Source organism: Marinobacter sp. ANT_B65, from assembly GCF_002407605.1.
Taxonomy (GTDB): Bacteria; Pseudomonadota; Gammaproteobacteria; order Pseudomonadales; family Oleiphilaceae; genus Marinobacter.
Map to the genome: position 1 here is coordinate 426,642 of NZ_NXGV01000003.1, position 15,363 is coordinate 442,004.

The window sequence follows — 15,363 nt, forward strand, 5'->3', positions numbered from 1 at the left end:
CTTTTTAGTCTTTCGGCTGATCGTTTTTCGCGTTCTCGGCCTTGTGCTCGGGGCGCATCGCCGGGAACAGAATGACGTCGCGAATGGATGGCGAATTGGTCAGGAGCATAGCCAGCCGGTCAATACCAATACCTTCGCCTGCCGTGGGAGGAAGACCATATTCCAGAGCCATCACATAATCATCATCGTAGAACATGGCTTCGTCATCACCGGCATCTTTTTCCGCGACCTGAGCCTGAAAGCGTTCAGCCTGGTCTTCCGCGTCGTTGAGCTCCGAGAACCCGTTCGCAATTTCGCGTCCACCCACAAAGAACTCAAAACGCTCGGTAACGAATGGATTGCTGTCTTTGCAACGGGCAAGAGGTGATACTTCTTTCGGATATTCAGTAATAAACGTTGGCTGCATCAGGCGATGCTCGGCCGTCGCCTCAAAGATCTCAATCTGGATTTTGCCCAGACCCCAACCGTCCTTGACGTGAATGCCCAGATCCCTGGCCACTTGCCGCGCCGACGCTTCATCCGCAAGCTGCCCGGCGGTTACATCCGGAGAGAAACGCAGAATAGCGTCCACAACTGTCAGGCGCTCAAAGGGCTTGCCGAAGTCGTACTCAATCGACTCTTCCGAACCATCTGCAAGAATACGGGTATTCACAACTGTGGTAGTGCCCAGCACCTGCTCAGCGATAGCGCGCAACATATCTTCGGTAAGATCCATCAGGTCGTTGTAATCAGCATACGCCTGATAGAATTCCACCATAGTAAATTCCGGGTTATGACGGGTGGATAGCCCCTCATTCCGGAAATTACGGTTAATTTCGAACACTCGCTCAAAGCCGCCTACTACAAGGCGCTTCAGGTACAGTTCCGGCGCAATGCGCAGGTACATATCAATACCCAGAGCGTTATGATGGGTCATAAACGGCCGCGCAGTGGCACCACCGGGAATAACCTGCAGCATGGGGGTTTCCACCTCCATGAAATCTCTATCGGCAAAAAACTGGCGCATGGCAGTAATGATTTTCGAACGCGCGAGAAATACCCGACGACTGTCTTCATTCACCATCAGATCCACATAGCGGTGACGATAACGGGATTCGGTATCGGTCAGCCCTTTATGCTTCTCTGGCAACGGGCGCAGGGACTTGGTGAGTAACAAGTACTCATCCATGGCAACATAGAGATCGCCCTTACCGCTTTTACACAAGGTGCCCCGCACCCCGACAATATCCCCCAGATCCCAGTGCTTCGTATCCTTCTGCACATCTTTTGTTGCATAGATCTGCATACGGCCAGTCATGTCCTGGACCACTTTGAACGCTTTACGGTCAAGCATCATACGCCCGGCGATCGCAACCTTCAGCCCCATAGACTCCAGCTCTTCCTTGCTCTTGTCACCGTATTTTTCCTGCAGTTCAGCAGCGGTGGTGTCGCGTCGGAAATCATTGGGGAAAGGGTTGCCACTCTCACGCAACTCTGCCAGTTTGGCACGGCGCTCGGCTATCAGCTTGTTGTCCTCTTGCGGTGCATTCTTAGTGTGTTCAGTCATGTTGGCTCGCTAGAAATCAGGGGGTTCGGTTCAGATTGGCTTGATTAAGGCGCTGGTTACAGCGCCATCTTCAGGCTGGCTTCAATGAACTTATCAATATCACCATCCAACACCGACTGAGTGTTGCTGGTTTCGACTTTTGTACGCAAATCCTTGATCCGGCTGTCATCCAGTACATAGGAGCGAATCTGGCTGCCCCAGCCAATATCGGATTTCGCGTCTTCAGCCTTCTGCTTCTCGGCGTTGCGCTCCAGCATCTCCCGCTCATAAAGCTTGGCTTTCAGCTGCTTCATGGCCTGATCTTTGTTCTGATGCTGGCTTCGTCCGGCCTGACAGGCCACAACAACCCCTGTCGGGTTGTGAGTCAGACGTACCGCAGATTCCGTCCGGTTAACGTGCTGACCACCTGCACCGGAAGCACGATAAACATCCACCCGCAAATCCGCGGGGTTGATCTCAATCTCGAAACTGTCATCCACCTCCGGCGCCACAAACACCGAAGAAAAAGATGTGTGGCGACGGTTGCCAGAGTCAAACGGCGATTTTCGAACCAGACGATGAACGCCAGTCTCGGTGCGTAGCCAACCGAACGCGTACTCGCCCTGGATGTGAATGGTGGCACTTTTGATGCCGGCCACATCGCCATCCTGCAACTCCACAATTTCAGCTTTGAAACCACGACGCTCAGCCCAGCGCAAATACATGCGCAAAAGCATATCTGCCCAGTCCTGAGCTTCGGTGCCACCAGAGCCAGCCTGGATATCCAGATAAGCACTGTTCGCATCCATCTCGCCGGAAAACATACGGCGGAATTCGAGCTTCTCAAGCTCGGCATCAAGAGCCTCAAGATCCGAGACAATATCGCCTACAGTGGCCTCGTCATCTTCCTCAACAGCCATCTCAAGCAAACTTTCTGCGTCGGCCAGACCTGTTGTGAGGTTATCTATTGTGCGGACAATCAGATCAAGATCAGAGCGCTCTTTACCCAGGGCCTGAGCGCGCTCAGGATCATCCCACACTGTGGGTAACTCCAGCTCTCGCTCTACTTCGACCAGCCGTTCACTACGTTGATCGTAGTCAAAGATACCCCCTGAGCGCTTCAGTACGCTCACGAAGTTCTTTAATCTTCGTCACAATGGGATTAATTTCCATGAAAACCTTACTCGTGTTGGAAAATGGTGAGTAAAACCGTGGCGGGATTCTACCGGAATTCTGATGACAAATCAGCCGTTGTCCGCTGGTTTGGTGCTGCCTTATCGGTCAGGAGGCGGGTGCTCTTTTCTTCTGGAAAAAGCAACTCGCTGCGCTCAGACATCTTTTTCCGGCAGAAAAGAGCACCCACCCCCTGACCTACTCTCAGAAACCAGCCTGAAAAGCAAATCAGGAAAGAGGCTCCAGATAATCCACCAAAAGCTGAAGATTAGTCCGCCCCCGAAACGTATTGGCGTCAGGCTTGTAAACGACCCGAGCTCCCGTGCGCGTGTAGTCAGGAACCTCTGGCCCTGTATTGAACGCAATGGCATCGATAATTCCGCTACCATCAACCGGTTGCAAAACCAGTTTCAGGTGATTTTCACCAACAATACGCTGGCTGACTACCCGAAACTCACCGTCAAACACAGGTTCCGGAAAATGCTGCCCCCAGGGACCTGCCCGCTTCAGTAAAGCGGCAGTTTCGAGGGATAACTCATCAGAACTCAGAGGCCCGTCGGTGGTGATTGCAGCCTCAAGATCAGCTGCTGTCAGAGCATCCCTCACAGCCCGGTCAAAGGCCTGTGAAAACACATCAAAATCACTCCGGGCAAGGGTCATACCGGCCGCCATCGCGTGACCACCGTACTTCTTCATAACCCCGGGATGCCGGGAATCCACAACCGCCAGCACATCACGAATATGAAGCCCGGGAATCGAACGGGCGGAACCCTTTACATCCACTCCGTTTTCATCTGGCGCAAAGGCAATCGTTGGCCTATGGGTCTGCTCCCGGATGCGGGCCGCGAGAATGCCGATCACTCCCTGGTGCCAATCCTCGTCAAACAGCGCCAGCCCCCATGGCAACCCATCCAGATCCAGAGACATAGAGGCAAGCAGGTCCTGCGCCTGAGCCTTCATATCTTTCTCAATGGTGCGTCTTTCCCGGTTGAATGTATCCAGCTCTCGGGCAAGCCGCGCAGCCTCATCAGGACTATCAGCCAGCAGGCAGGCTATGCCCACACTCATATCATCCAACCGGCCAGCGGCATTAAGGCGCGGGCCAACTACAAACCCCAGATCAGTCGAGCTGATATTTGCGTATTCCCGGCCAGCAACTTCCAGCAATGCAAGAATTCCAGGGCGGGCTTCGCCCTGGCGAATACGCCGGAGCCCCTGTTCAACAAATATGCGGTTGTTGTGATCCAGAGGAACGACATCGGCAACGGTTCCCAACGCCACCAGATCCAGAAGTTTGCCCAGATTAGGCTCCGGTTGCGGCAGACGGCCAGCGTCCCGAAGCTTTTTGCGCAGCGCAATTAACACGTAAAACATTACACCCACGCCTGCAGCGTTTTTGCTCAGAAACTCACAGCCGGGCTGATTCGGATTCACTATTGCATCGGCGTCCGGCAGCACTTCACCGGCCAAATGGTGATCCGTCACAACCACCTTGATACCCAGTTCCCGCGCTGCCTTTACACCTTCGATAGCGGAGATTCCGTTATCCACTGTCACCATAAGATCTGGCAAATCACCCTCGTCCTGCAGACGCTCGATAATCCCGGGGGTCAACCCGTAACCATCCGAAAAACGGCTGGGCACCCGAAAATCAATGCTCTTCAGCCCAAGCATCGAAAGCCCCAGTATGGCCACAGCTGTGCTGGTCGCACCATCAGCATCGAAGTCTCCAAGCACAAGCACTCTCTGATTCCGGGCTATGGCCTCCGCAAGCAGTTCAACAGCAAGGCCAATTCCCCGTAACTGGAAGGGCGAGGCCAGATCCTTGAGGGTATATTTGAGCTGTTCATCAGAGGTCACGCCACGAGCAGCGTACAAGCGGTGAAGCAAAGGCGGGAGGTCTTGCCCCCAAGCCGGATCAGTGACCGGCTGGGGGCGACGCAGGATTTTTTTTGGTGTCATACCGGATCAGGCATTCTTCCAGTGCTCAGCTATGAACGCCTGCACACTCGCCCTGTCATTATCAAGCACGGTATAACGCTCTTCGCGCTCAAAAAGATCCGCCATATGTGCCGGTAGTTCTGGCTTTATAGTCAGACCGGAATCGGTAATAGCATCCGGGAACTTGGCAGGATGGGCAGTTCCAAGGGTGATCATCGGCACCTGCACGTCCCGGCGGCAGGCTCTGGCGGCGTGAACGCCAATAGCCGTATGCGGATCCAGCAGGTATTCATTCTGCTCGTAGACTTCACGAATAGTGTCGCACGTGGTTTTGTCATCAACCGCCGCACTGTCAAAAAGCTTGCGGGCAGACTTCCAGCGGTAGTCTTCAATACTTACCGGGCCTTTGGCCGCATTTTCGAGCAGTTGTTTAACTGCCTGGCCGTCGCGGCCGTGAAGATCAAACAGCAAACGCTCAAAGTTGCTGGACACCATAATGTCCATACTTGGCGAAAGCGTATGCTCAAGCTGGTGCTGCTCGTATTTGTTACCACTCATGAAGCGGTGAAGAATATCGTTTTTGTTGGTTGCAATAACCAACTGGGAAACTGGCAGGCCCATCTTCTTCGCCAGATAACCGGCAAAAATATCCCCGAAGTTACCGGTAGGTACAGAAAATGCCATGCTGCGGTCCGGACCACCAAGAGCCAGCGAAGCATGAAAGTAATAAACGATCTGAGCCATGATCCGGGCCCAGTTGATCGAGTTAACTGCTGCCAGTCTTGCCTTGCCACCCAGGAAAGACTGGTCGCCAAAGCTTTCTTTTACCATGCGCTGACAATCATCAAAATTACCGCGAACAGCAATATTGTGAATGTTATCGCCCTGAACCGTAGTCATCTGACGACGCTGCACTTCCGATACCCTCTGGTATGGGTGCAGGATAAAGATATCTACATGCTCACAGCGACGGCAGCCTTCAATAGCCGCGGAACCCGTATCCCCGGAAGTGGCACCCATGATGACAGCGTGCTCTTGGCGCTTGCCGAGAACGTAATCCAGAAGACGCCCCAATAACTGAAGCGCAAAATCCTTGAATGCCAGCGTTGGGCCACGGAACAGCTCCAGCACCCACTCGTTGGTATCAAGCTGGACCAGGGGAGCAACAGCCTTGTGCGCGAAAACACCGTAGGTTTCATCAAGCATCTGCCGGAAATCAGCCTCGGGAATGGCCTCTTCCACAAACGGGTACATAATGTTGAACGCAAGCTCTGCATAAGACAGCCCGCGCCAGCTACGGATCTCTTCCAGATTGAAGTGCGGGAGCGACTCCGGCACATAAAGGCCACCATCGGGCGCCAGCCCGGTGAGCAGAACGTCTTCAAAACCCAGTGCGGGAGCTTCTCCCCGCGTACTGATGTATCTCACGTGCGCACCTGTCAGTTTTAATTTTCTCAGTTAAAGTTTTCTGCGCGGATGCGAACAACCGGGCCATCAGTATCAGAGAGCGATTCCAGCTCTTCGATCGCCTGGTTGATCTGTCGTTCCTGCACTGTGTGAGTCAGAATGATAATGGGAATCCGGCCATCCTTCACTTCGGATTCTTTCTGCATGATCGACTCGATGTTAATGCCATGCTCGCTCAGAATCGAGGCTATCTTTGCCAGCACTCCCGGTCGATCCAGCGCGGTTATGCGCAGAAAATATGCCGACTGGATATCTTCCATAGGAAGCACATTCAGGTTGTCCAGGGCATCAGGTACAAACCCGAGATAAGGTACTCGCAACGAACTCCCGCTCGCAACAATCCGGGCCACATCGACAATATCGGCAATTACCGCCGAAGCCGTTGCTTCATCACCGGCACCTGGCCCGTAATACATGGTCTGACCAACAGCATCCCCGTCCACAAGCACAGCGTTCAGAACACCGTCAACCTGAGCGATAAGATGATTCTGGGGAACCAGCGTCGGATGTACCCGAAGCTCAATACCCTCTTCCCGGCGACGTGCGATACCAAGATGTTTGATGCGGTAACCGAGCTGTTCCGCATGGGCAATATCATAAGGCGTTATCTTTGAGATCCCTTCGGTAAATGCTTTTTCGAACTGCAAAGGAACACCAAAACCGGCCGACGCAAGAATGGTCAGTTTATGAGCAGCATCAATACCTTCAACATCAAATGTGGGATCAGCTTCTGCATAACCGAGGTCCTGGGCTTCTTTAAGAACCTCAGCGAATGGCCTGCCTGCACGCATCTCTGTGAGAATGTAGTTGCCAGTGCCGTTGATAATGCCTGCAATCCAGTCAATGCGGTTAGCCGCCAGGCCTTCACGAATAGCCTTCATAACAGGAATGCCGCCAGCGACACCCGCTTCATAGGCAACCACAACACCGGCCTTTTCTGCAGCCGCAAAGATTTCATTACCGTGAACAGCGATCAGGGCTTTATTGGCAGTAACCACATGCTTGCCATTACGTATGGCGGCAAGCACGAGTTCCCGTGCGGTTTCATAACCGCCAATCAGCTCTACCACCACATCAATCTCAGGATCGTTCACCACATCGAATATCTCGGTGCTGAAGGCGACACTGCCAAGATCCATATCGTCACGGCTGCGGCGGCTGGCAACCCGGGCAATCCGGATATTACAGCCCGCTCGTCCAGCAATAAGCGCGGCGTTACGAGTCAATACATTGAATGTACCGCTGCCAACAGTTCCCAGTCCGCAGATTCCGACACTAACGTCTTTCAAGCTCTCACCTCTGATCCCGAAGGGTGCTGATAAATTTTGGTATGCAGCATTGCTATATTGCGACGCTGAAAGGCCGGATAGTATACCGGTTCAGAGCCCACTGAATAAGCCCTGAACCAAAAGCTTGTCACATAAGCCGGGGTGCTCCCCGACTCGCAGATCTGTCAGAGCAGACCCAGCCCCTCAGCCAGAGTTTTCGCTGGCACATAGCCGCGAACGATGTTGCCATCCTCCAGCACAATCGCAGGGGTACCTGTCACACCGATACGGCGACCAAGATCAAACTGTTTCCTGACAGGGTTTTCGCAGGTGGCGGCATCAATGCCCGCCCCGGATTTGGCCGCATCCATTGCAGATTGCTGATCCTCAGCACACCAGACAGAAGTGTACTTGATGAACGACGGCGTACCCGGGCCTGAACGCGGGTACGCGTAGTAATTCACCGTAATTCCATAGTCATTGAGCTCCGGCACTTCATCATGAAGTTTCCGGCAATATGGGCAATCAATGTCAGTGAACACGCTGACCACAGCTTTCTCGTTACTGGCCTTGTAGCTGATAACTCCATCATCGCCATAACTGTCCATGACCTCATGGCGGTCTCCGGCCCGGGCTTCTTCTGTCACATTGGCGATGCCAGTGTCGGTGATTTTGAGCAAATCGCCCGTCAGCAGGTACTGACCATCAGGCGTCGTATAAATTGTATCTCCATTATTACTCTGAACCTCATAAAGCCCCGGAGCTTCGGACTCTCGTACAGACGAAACTTTCAGCCCCGGCACAGCACTTGATAGACGGTCACTGATAGCGTCTTCTATATCGCCCGCAACGCTGAAGGGCGAGCCCAGAACACCAGCAGCCATAACTGTAACCACAAAAAAACGTTTTACATTCATTCTGGCAAACACACCTTTTCAGCGAGAGACTTTTCAGATTTGCGGACACACTCACACAACCCATAAATGACAAAACAGATCAAACCGTGCGACACCTTCCCGTCGCAAAAGTTCAAAGCGCTACCTTACCTAAAAATCATGGATTCAACCACGTGGATGATGAGCCTGATGCAACGACTGCAGGCGCTGACGCGCGACATGGGTGTATATCTGGGTTGTCGAAAGGTCGGAGTGCCCCAGCAGCATCTGAACAACCCGAAGATCCGCACCATGATTCAGCAAATGGGTTGCAAAGGCATGGCGGAGCGTGTGGGGGGAAAGGTGTTTGCGAATACCCGTACGTGTAGCGTAGTGCCGCACCCGGTACCAGAAGGTCTGTCGGGTCATGGCTGCCGGCCGGTTACCCGGAAACAACGCATCACACGCCCGCCCCTTGAGGAGTTCAGGGCGTCCCTCCTTCATATACCGAAGAAGCCAATCCACAGCTTCCTCGCCCAGCGGAACCAGACGCTCCTTATCACCTTTGCCAGTAACGCGTATAACACCCTGACGCAAATTGACCTGATCAACCCGCAAGCCCGTCAGTTCAGATACCCGCAAACCACAGCCATACAGGATTTCCAGCATAGCCTTGTCCCTGAGCTCAATCGGCAAGCCGGGATCCGGCTCCGCCAGAAGAGATTCGACTTCATCTTCGGTCAGGGAGTCCGGCAACCGACGGGGTAAGCGTGGACTATCTATGCGCAAAGTAGGATCTTCAGCAATCAGCCGCTCCCGAAGAAGGAACCGGTAAAACCGGCGGACACCCGAAAGTCGACGAGCCGCCGTAGATGTCTTTATACCCTCAGCAAGGCCACTGGCCATCCAGGCCAGCAGATCTGTCCTGCGCACGTCTGTCAGTAACGGCTGCCCTGGCTGATTCTCCAGCCAGCCAGCGAAACGTTGCAAGTCACTGCGATATGCCTGGCGCGTTTTCTCACCCAGACCATCCTCCAGCCAGACAGCATCAACAAACCGGACAACTACCGCTTCATCTTGTGGCCTCACACCGCTGCCCTCCTGATACACCATACGCAACATTGCATTCTGGCCCTCCAGAAATAAAAAAGGCAGCCCTTAGGCTGCCTTTTTCACTGCGAGGTCGCTCAGCACACGGCTGATCAGCCCAGCTTTTCTTTAATACGTGCTGCCTTACCAGAAAGGTCACGCAAGTAGTAAAGCTTGGCTTGACGCACGTCACCACGACGCTTCACAGCAATGCTGTCGATCAGCTTGGAGAAGGTCTGGAAAGTACGCTCAACGCCCACACCGTAAGAAATTTTCCGTACGGTGAAAGAAGAGTTCATGCCACGGTTACGCTTGCCGATAACAACGCCTTCGAACGCCTGCAGACGCTCACGGTTGCCTTCAGTTACACGAACCTGAATAACCACGGTATCACCCGGCGCAAACGCGGGGATTTCCTTGGCCATCTGTTCTGTTTCGAGTTGATTGATGATGTTGTTCTTGCCGCTCATCGTAATGCTCCTGATACCCAATCTTTTAATGCCCTGATGATTCAGAGGCACACGGTTCGTTTAAAATCTCTCCCAGCAGCTTACGCTCTTCATCCGTAAGCACCCGCTTTTCCAGCAGGTCGGGGCGTCGCTCCCGGGTTCGCCTCAGCGACTGTTTAAGCCGCCAACGCCGGATCTGATCATGGTGACCGCCCAACAAAATATCCGGCACCGCCTGACCTTCGTATACTTCGGGCCGGGTGTAGTGCGGACAATCCAGCAAGCCGTCAGCAAAAGAATCCTGTTCTGCCGACTGCGCATGCCCCAACGCTCCGGGGATAAGGCGCGTAACCGAATCAATGACAGCCATAGCCGCCAGTTCACCACCGGAGAGCACAAAGTCTCCCAGTGATATTTCCCGGTCGACCTCTGTAGCTATCAGGCGCTCATCAACACCCTCATAGCGTCCTGCTACCAGAATCAAACGCTCTTCTGCAGCAAGTGACTCAACAACAGCCTGATTCAGAGTTTCACCCTGAGGCGAAAGATATACCACGCAAGCTTTTCCGGGCGCAGCTTCTCTCGCTGCATGAATGGCATCCCTGAGCGGCTGAATCTTCATCAGCATTCCGGGGCCACCACCGTAGGGCCGGTCATCGACGGTACGATGACGATCATGGGTAAACTCGCGAGGGTTCCAACTGCGAAAGGTCAAAAGACCATCACGCACAGCCCTGCTCGTTATCCCGTAATCCGTTACCGCCTGAAACATCTCCGGGAACAGACTGACTGCGCCAATCCACACCCGTCAGAACTCCGGATCCCAGTCGACAATCAGCTTATGCTCCGCCAGATTAACCTCCCGGACAACCTGGTCAGGGAGATAAGGAATCAGACGCTCGCGCTGATCAATGGAGCCTGTCGTCGCATGCACCACCAGAACATCATTGGAGCCGGTTTCAATCAGGTGATCCACTCGACCAAAGCACTCACCTTCAACCGTGAAGACATCAAGCCCCTGCAACTGACGCCAGTAATATTCCCCTTCGGGGAGCACCGGCAACTCAGCAGTCGGAACCCTGACTTCAGCCCCACAATAAGTGCGGGCCAACTCACGATCACTAATACCTTTAAGCCTGACAACGATCGCCTGCCCCTGGCGACGACCTTCCTCAAGCTTCGCTGGAATACGCTTACCGTCCAGATCGAGAATCCAGTCGGTATAGTTAAGTATTCCTTCTTTGGGGTCGGTGAACGAAAAAACCTTAAGCCACCCTTTAACCCCAAATACCGAGGTAATCCGACCGATCACAGTTTCCTGCGAATTCTGCGTCATACAACAACCCCGGTGGTCAGCAAACTTACACTGCAGCCTTGAGCAATTGCGCAACGCGATCGCTGGTTTGTGCACCCTGGCCGATCCAGAAATTCACACGATCGCGATCAACGCGAAGGCGCTCTTCCTGACCGCGGGCGATCGGGTTGAAAAAACCGACGCGCTCAATGAAGGCGCCGTCACGTGCTCTGCGACTGTCAGTTACTGTCAAGTGATAGAACGGGCGCTTCTTGGAACCGCCACGAGCCAAACGGATTGTTACCATTTAACCAATATCCTGTTCTGTTATACGAACTTTGTACGTTTCACGCTTGCCACAATGGTGGCTGACGCGGAGACCCATACTCGAAAGGGGCGCTATTCTATGCTAAAAATGCGCCAATGAAAACAGGGAAACGTACTGTTTCCAGGTTTTCGGCATAAGGCATTTTACATACGCCCAAATGGAGGCATTCCACCGCCGCCACCGCCTGGCGGCATCATACCACCCAAGCCGCGCATCATATTCGCCATTCCGCCTTTTTTGCTGAATTTCTTCATCATCTTCTGCATTTGCTTATGCTGCTTAAGCAGACGGTTCACATCCTGTATCTGAGTCCCTGAACCGGCAGCAATGCGGCGCTTGCGGGAATTATTGATAACATCCGGATAACGGCGCTCTTTTGAGGTCATCGAACAAATGATAGCTTCCAACTGCCCCATCGACTTGTCATTAACCTGCTGCTGCGCCACCTGGGCCATCTGCCCCATCCCTGGCAGCTTGTCCATCAGACCGCCAATCCCCCCCATGTTCTTCATTTGCTGAAGCTGATCACGGAAGTCCTCAAGATCAAAGCTCTTGCCCTTTTTGATTTTCCTGGTGAGCTTCTCGGCCTTTTTCTGATCCAGCTTGCGCTCCGCCTCCTCAATGAGAGACAGCACATCTCCCATACCGAGAATACGGGATGCAACCCGATCCGGGTGAAACGGCTCAAGAGCATCGGTTTTTTCGCCAACCCCGAGGAACTTGATGGGCTTACCCGTAATATGCCGCACAGAAAGCGCCGCACCACCACGGGCGTCACCATCTGTTTTTGTCAGCACCACACCTGTCAGAGGCAAGGCATCGTTAAATGCCTTGGCGGTATTCGCCGCATCCTGCCCCGTCATGGCATCCACAACGAAGAGGGTCTCAACCGGGTTAACCGCCTTATGCAGCCGACCGATCTCACCCATCATCTGCTCATCAACGTGCAAGCGGCCCGCGGTATCGAGAATCACAACATCAATATGTTTCTTGCGGGCAGCCGCTACCGCACCTTCAGCGATGGCAACCGGGTCCTGATCAGCAGTACTGGGAAAAAACTCAACGCCAACTTCTGCCGCCAGAGTCTCCAGCTGCTTGATCGCTGCCGGCCGGTATATATCGGCACTGACCACCAGAACAGTCTTTTTCTGCCGTTCTTTCAGAAAACGCGACAGCTTTGCGACCGTAGTCGTTTTACCTGCACCCTGAAGACCCGCCATCATAATAACGGCAGGTGGCTGAACAGCGAGATTGAGGGTTTCATTCCCCTCCCCCATCACCCGTTCCAGCTCCTGCTGAACAACCTTTACAAACACCTGGCCGGGGGTAAGGCTGCGCTGGACTTCCTGGCCGATAGCCCGCTGACGGACACCTTCAACAAAGTCTTTTACCACCGGTAGGGCAACGTCTGCCTCCAGTAGCGCCATACGCACTTCACGGAGAGTGTCCTTGATATTGTCATCGGTTAGCCGCGCCTGACCGGAAATCTTGCGCAGGCTACCGGAAAGTCGGTCTTGGAGGTTTTCAAACATGTTGCTCTTCCGTACCCCGGATAAATTGAGTGCACAAATCATAGAGCCGACTCTGGCTCCTTGATTCCTGTTGCATAATCGCGACATTATAACCAGACTATCGTCGTGAAACGACCAGCCCGGTCAAATCGGCAGCCATGCCTGCCGATCCCCACCCAGCTAAGTGGTTAATAAGGAAGTCATGGGAACGCTGATTCTCGCGGTCACCTCTCTTTTTCTGTACAGCGTCGGCACCGCTCTACAAGCACTCCACTTTCGTGGACGAGTGCACAGTAACATTGCGATCACCACCCTTATCGGCATGCTGGCGCTTACTGCGCACGGACTGCTGATCACCCAAACCATTCAACACGATGGTGGTATTGATTTCAGTCTGTTCAAAAGCACAGTCCTGATTTCCTGGCTGATCGTTTTCCTACTACTGGGCCTGAACCTCAAAAAACCGGTTCAAAGCCTTTTTCTGGGCGCCTACCCATTGGCGGCGTTCACCATAATCATGGCACTGATTGCCCATACACCATCACGTCTGGTATCTGGCGAAAGCTACGGCTTACTTTCTCATATCGCGCTCTCGGTTACAGCCTACAGCCTGTTTTCGCTTGCCGCCATACAAGCAACCCTGCTTTATTTGCAAAACCGTCAGCTAAAGCAAAACTACAACAGCCCTCTTGTGCGCAACCTACCGCCACTACAGACAATGGAATCCCTGCTTTTCGAAATGGTATGGGCTGGCGTTGTCATGCTGATTCTGGCCATTGTGACGGGCGCCATTTTCATAGAAAACCTGTTTGCACAGAACCTCGCCCACAAAACCCTGTTCTCCCTGCTCTCACTGCTGGTTTTCGTCGGCCTGCTCGTCGGGCGCTATACAAAAGGCTGGCGCGGCATCACTGCAAGCCGCTGGACGCTGGCCGGCTGCGCTCTTCTTATGGTGGCATTTTACGGCAGCAAGTTCGCTCTTGAGCTGGTATTCCGGAAAGGCGGCTGACCCGCCGCCTATAACCTCTTGACACCGGATACAATCACAACCTATTTTCGCTACTTGTCAGCAACATAAGGACACTTCTGGTTTGGACGGTACATCGCTTACAGCGCTGTCGATTATTCTCGTCGGGCTGATTATGCTTTCGGCATTTTTCTCCAGCTCTGAAACCGGAATGATGTCACTCAACCGGTATCGCCTCAAACACATGGCGAAAACCGGCCACAAAGGCGCCAAACGAGCCCAGGGGCTGCTGCAGCGCACCGATCAGCTGATCGGCATCATTCTCATCGGCAATAACTTCGTCAACATCCTGGCATCCTCTATCGCCACGGTTATTGCGATCCGTATATGGGGTGATGCCGGCATTGCCGTTGCAACACTTCTGCTGACGATCGTCATCCTGATTTTTGCCGAAGTCACACCCAAGACTCTGGCAGCCCTCTTCCCGGAAAAAATCGCATTCCCTGCCAGCTACATTCTCGGGCCTCTGCTAAAGATCCTTTACCCCATTGTCTGGGCTGTAAACCTGTTTACCGGGGCCATCCTCAAGATTCTGAGAATCTCGCCAAACGATGCAGCCAATGAGCACCTCAGCCGCGAAGAACTCAGGACCCTGGTAAACGAAGCCGGCGCCCTGATCCCGACAAAGCACAAAGATATGCTCGTCAGCATCCTGGATCTGGAAAAAGTAACAGTAAACGACATCATGGTGCCGCGAAACGAAGTCTCAGGCATAGATCTGGACGATGACACTGATACTATTTTGCGCCAACTGAGAAACAGCCAGCATACACGCCTTCCTGTATTCAAAGGCGACATCAACAATATTCAGGGAATTCTCCACCTGCGCAGCGCAACCAAGCTGTTGCAACACGAGGAAATCAACAAAAGCATGATTCTACAGCTTTGCCAGGAACCTTATTTTGTTCCAGAAAGCACTCCTCTGAACACCCAGCTTATCAACTTCCAGAAAGGCAAACGCCGCTTCGGGATTGTAGTAGACGAATATGGCGACGTGCTGGGACTCGCCACCCTGGAGGATATTCTTGAGGAAATTGTCGGAGAGTTTACAACGGATTATGCCGCCACCAGCCCAGACATCATTCCACAGGACGACAACACCTTTATTATCGACGGTACAACCTCCGTTCGCACCATCAACAAAACCCTGGGCTGGAAACTGCCTACAGACGGGCCGAAAACACTAAACGGACTGATCACCGAAACCCTTGAAAACATCCCCGACACCAACGTTTGCCTGAAGGTGGACGGTCACAGGGTCGAGGTTCTCCAGATCAAGGACAACGTGGTAAAAGCAGCGATTGTGCACCCGAAAAAGCGGAAAAAACGAACTCTTACCATCTCCTGACCCTCCCGTTCCATGTTTTTTGATAGACGCTACGGTTATAGCGGAACCCCCTCTTGGAAGATCAAAAT

Annotated in this window: 14 protein-coding genes; 2 read left to right on the forward strand and 12 right to left on the reverse strand. The window is 53.3% G+C overall.

Annotated elements, in window-relative coordinates; all coding sequences use genetic code 11:
- Positions 1-4 precede the first annotated feature (4 nt).
- The 12 genes from lysS to ffh form a co-directional block, all read right to left on the reverse strand.
- Entirely contained in the window at positions 5-1,546 is a 1,542-nt protein-coding gene (lysS, locus tag CPA50_RS15030; RefSeq protein ID WP_096783343.1) for a lysine--tRNA ligase, read from the reverse strand.
- A gap of 56 nt (positions 1,547-1,602) precedes the next feature.
- A protein-coding gene (prfB, locus tag CPA50_RS15035; protein ID WP_096783344.1) for a peptide chain release factor 2 occupies positions 1,603-2,698 on the reverse strand; the annotation gives its coding sequence in 2 pieces (ribosomal slippage) (positions 1,603-2,625 and positions 2,627-2,698; 1,095 coding nt in all).
- Between the two features lie 228 nt (positions 2,699-2,926).
- Positions 2,927-4,660 carry a single-stranded-DNA-specific exonuclease RecJ gene (gene recJ / locus CPA50_RS15040; RefSeq protein WP_096783345.1) on the reverse strand — a complete coding sequence of 578 codons (1,734 nt, stop codon included), beginning with the start codon at positions 4,658-4,660 and terminating at the stop codon, positions 2,927-2,929.
- 6 nt (positions 4,661-4,666) lie between these two features.
- Positions 4,667-6,067, reverse strand: coding sequence for a threonine synthase (gene thrC, locus CPA50_RS15045; protein WP_096783346.1), 1,401 nt, complete (start codon positions 6,065-6,067; stop codon positions 4,667-4,669).
- Between the two features lie 26 nt (positions 6,068-6,093).
- The gene (locus tag CPA50_RS15050) at positions 6,094-7,395 is read right to left on the reverse strand and encodes a homoserine dehydrogenase (protein WP_096783347.1); all 1,302 of its coding nucleotides are present in this window, start codon (positions 7,393-7,395) and stop codon (positions 6,094-6,096) included.
- A gap of 164 nt (positions 7,396-7,559) precedes the next feature.
- Positions 7,560-8,291 (reverse strand): DsbC family protein, encoded by a 732-nt coding sequence (locus CPA50_RS15055; protein ID WP_096783348.1) that lies wholly within the window; start codon positions 8,289-8,291, stop codon positions 7,560-7,562.
- A 144-nt stretch (positions 8,292-8,435) separates the two neighbouring features.
- Positions 8,436-9,338, reverse strand: coding sequence for a site-specific tyrosine recombinase XerD (xerD, locus tag CPA50_RS15060; RefSeq protein WP_227519670.1), 903 nt, complete (start codon positions 9,336-9,338; stop codon positions 8,436-8,438).
- 113 nt (positions 9,339-9,451) lie between these two features.
- Positions 9,452-9,808 (reverse strand): 50S ribosomal protein L19, encoded by a 357-nt coding sequence (rplS, locus tag CPA50_RS15065; RefSeq protein WP_096783349.1) that lies wholly within the window; start codon positions 9,806-9,808, stop codon positions 9,452-9,454.
- 25 nt (positions 9,809-9,833) lie between these two features.
- A complete protein-coding gene (gene trmD, locus CPA50_RS15070; RefSeq protein WP_096783350.1) occupies positions 9,834-10,592 on the reverse strand; it encodes a tRNA (guanosine(37)-N1)-methyltransferase TrmD in 759 nt (252 codons plus the stop codon).
- 3 nt (positions 10,593-10,595) lie between these two features.
- Positions 10,596-11,123 carry a ribosome maturation factor RimM gene (rimM, locus tag CPA50_RS15075; protein ID WP_096783351.1) on the reverse strand — a complete coding sequence of 176 codons (528 nt, stop codon included), beginning with the start codon at positions 11,121-11,123 and terminating at the stop codon, positions 10,596-10,598.
- A 25-nt stretch (positions 11,124-11,148) separates the two neighbouring features.
- Complete coding sequence (gene rpsP / locus CPA50_RS15080; protein ID WP_096783352.1) at positions 11,149-11,388, reverse strand: 30S ribosomal protein S16; 240 nt, start codon at positions 11,386-11,388, stop codon at positions 11,149-11,151.
- A gap of 164 nt (positions 11,389-11,552) precedes the next feature.
- Positions 11,553-12,941: a signal recognition particle protein gene (gene ffh / locus CPA50_RS15085; RefSeq protein ID WP_096783353.1), complete on the reverse strand. Its 1,389-nt coding sequence runs from the start codon at positions 12,939-12,941 to the stop codon at positions 11,553-11,555.
- Between the two features lie 181 nt (positions 12,942-13,122).
- Here ffh and CPA50_RS15090 point away from each other — a divergent pair, with 181 nt between their 5' ends.
- Positions 13,123-13,929 carry an inner membrane protein YpjD gene (locus CPA50_RS15090; protein ID WP_096783354.1) on the forward strand — a complete coding sequence of 269 codons (807 nt, stop codon included), beginning with the start codon at positions 13,123-13,125 and terminating at the stop codon, positions 13,927-13,929.
- Positions 13,930-14,011: 82 nt separating this feature from the next.
- Positions 14,012-15,295: an HlyC/CorC family transporter gene (locus CPA50_RS15095; protein ID WP_096783355.1), complete on the forward strand. Its 1,284-nt coding sequence runs from the start codon at positions 14,012-14,014 to the stop codon at positions 15,293-15,295.
- Positions 15,296-15,363 lie beyond the last annotated feature (68 nt).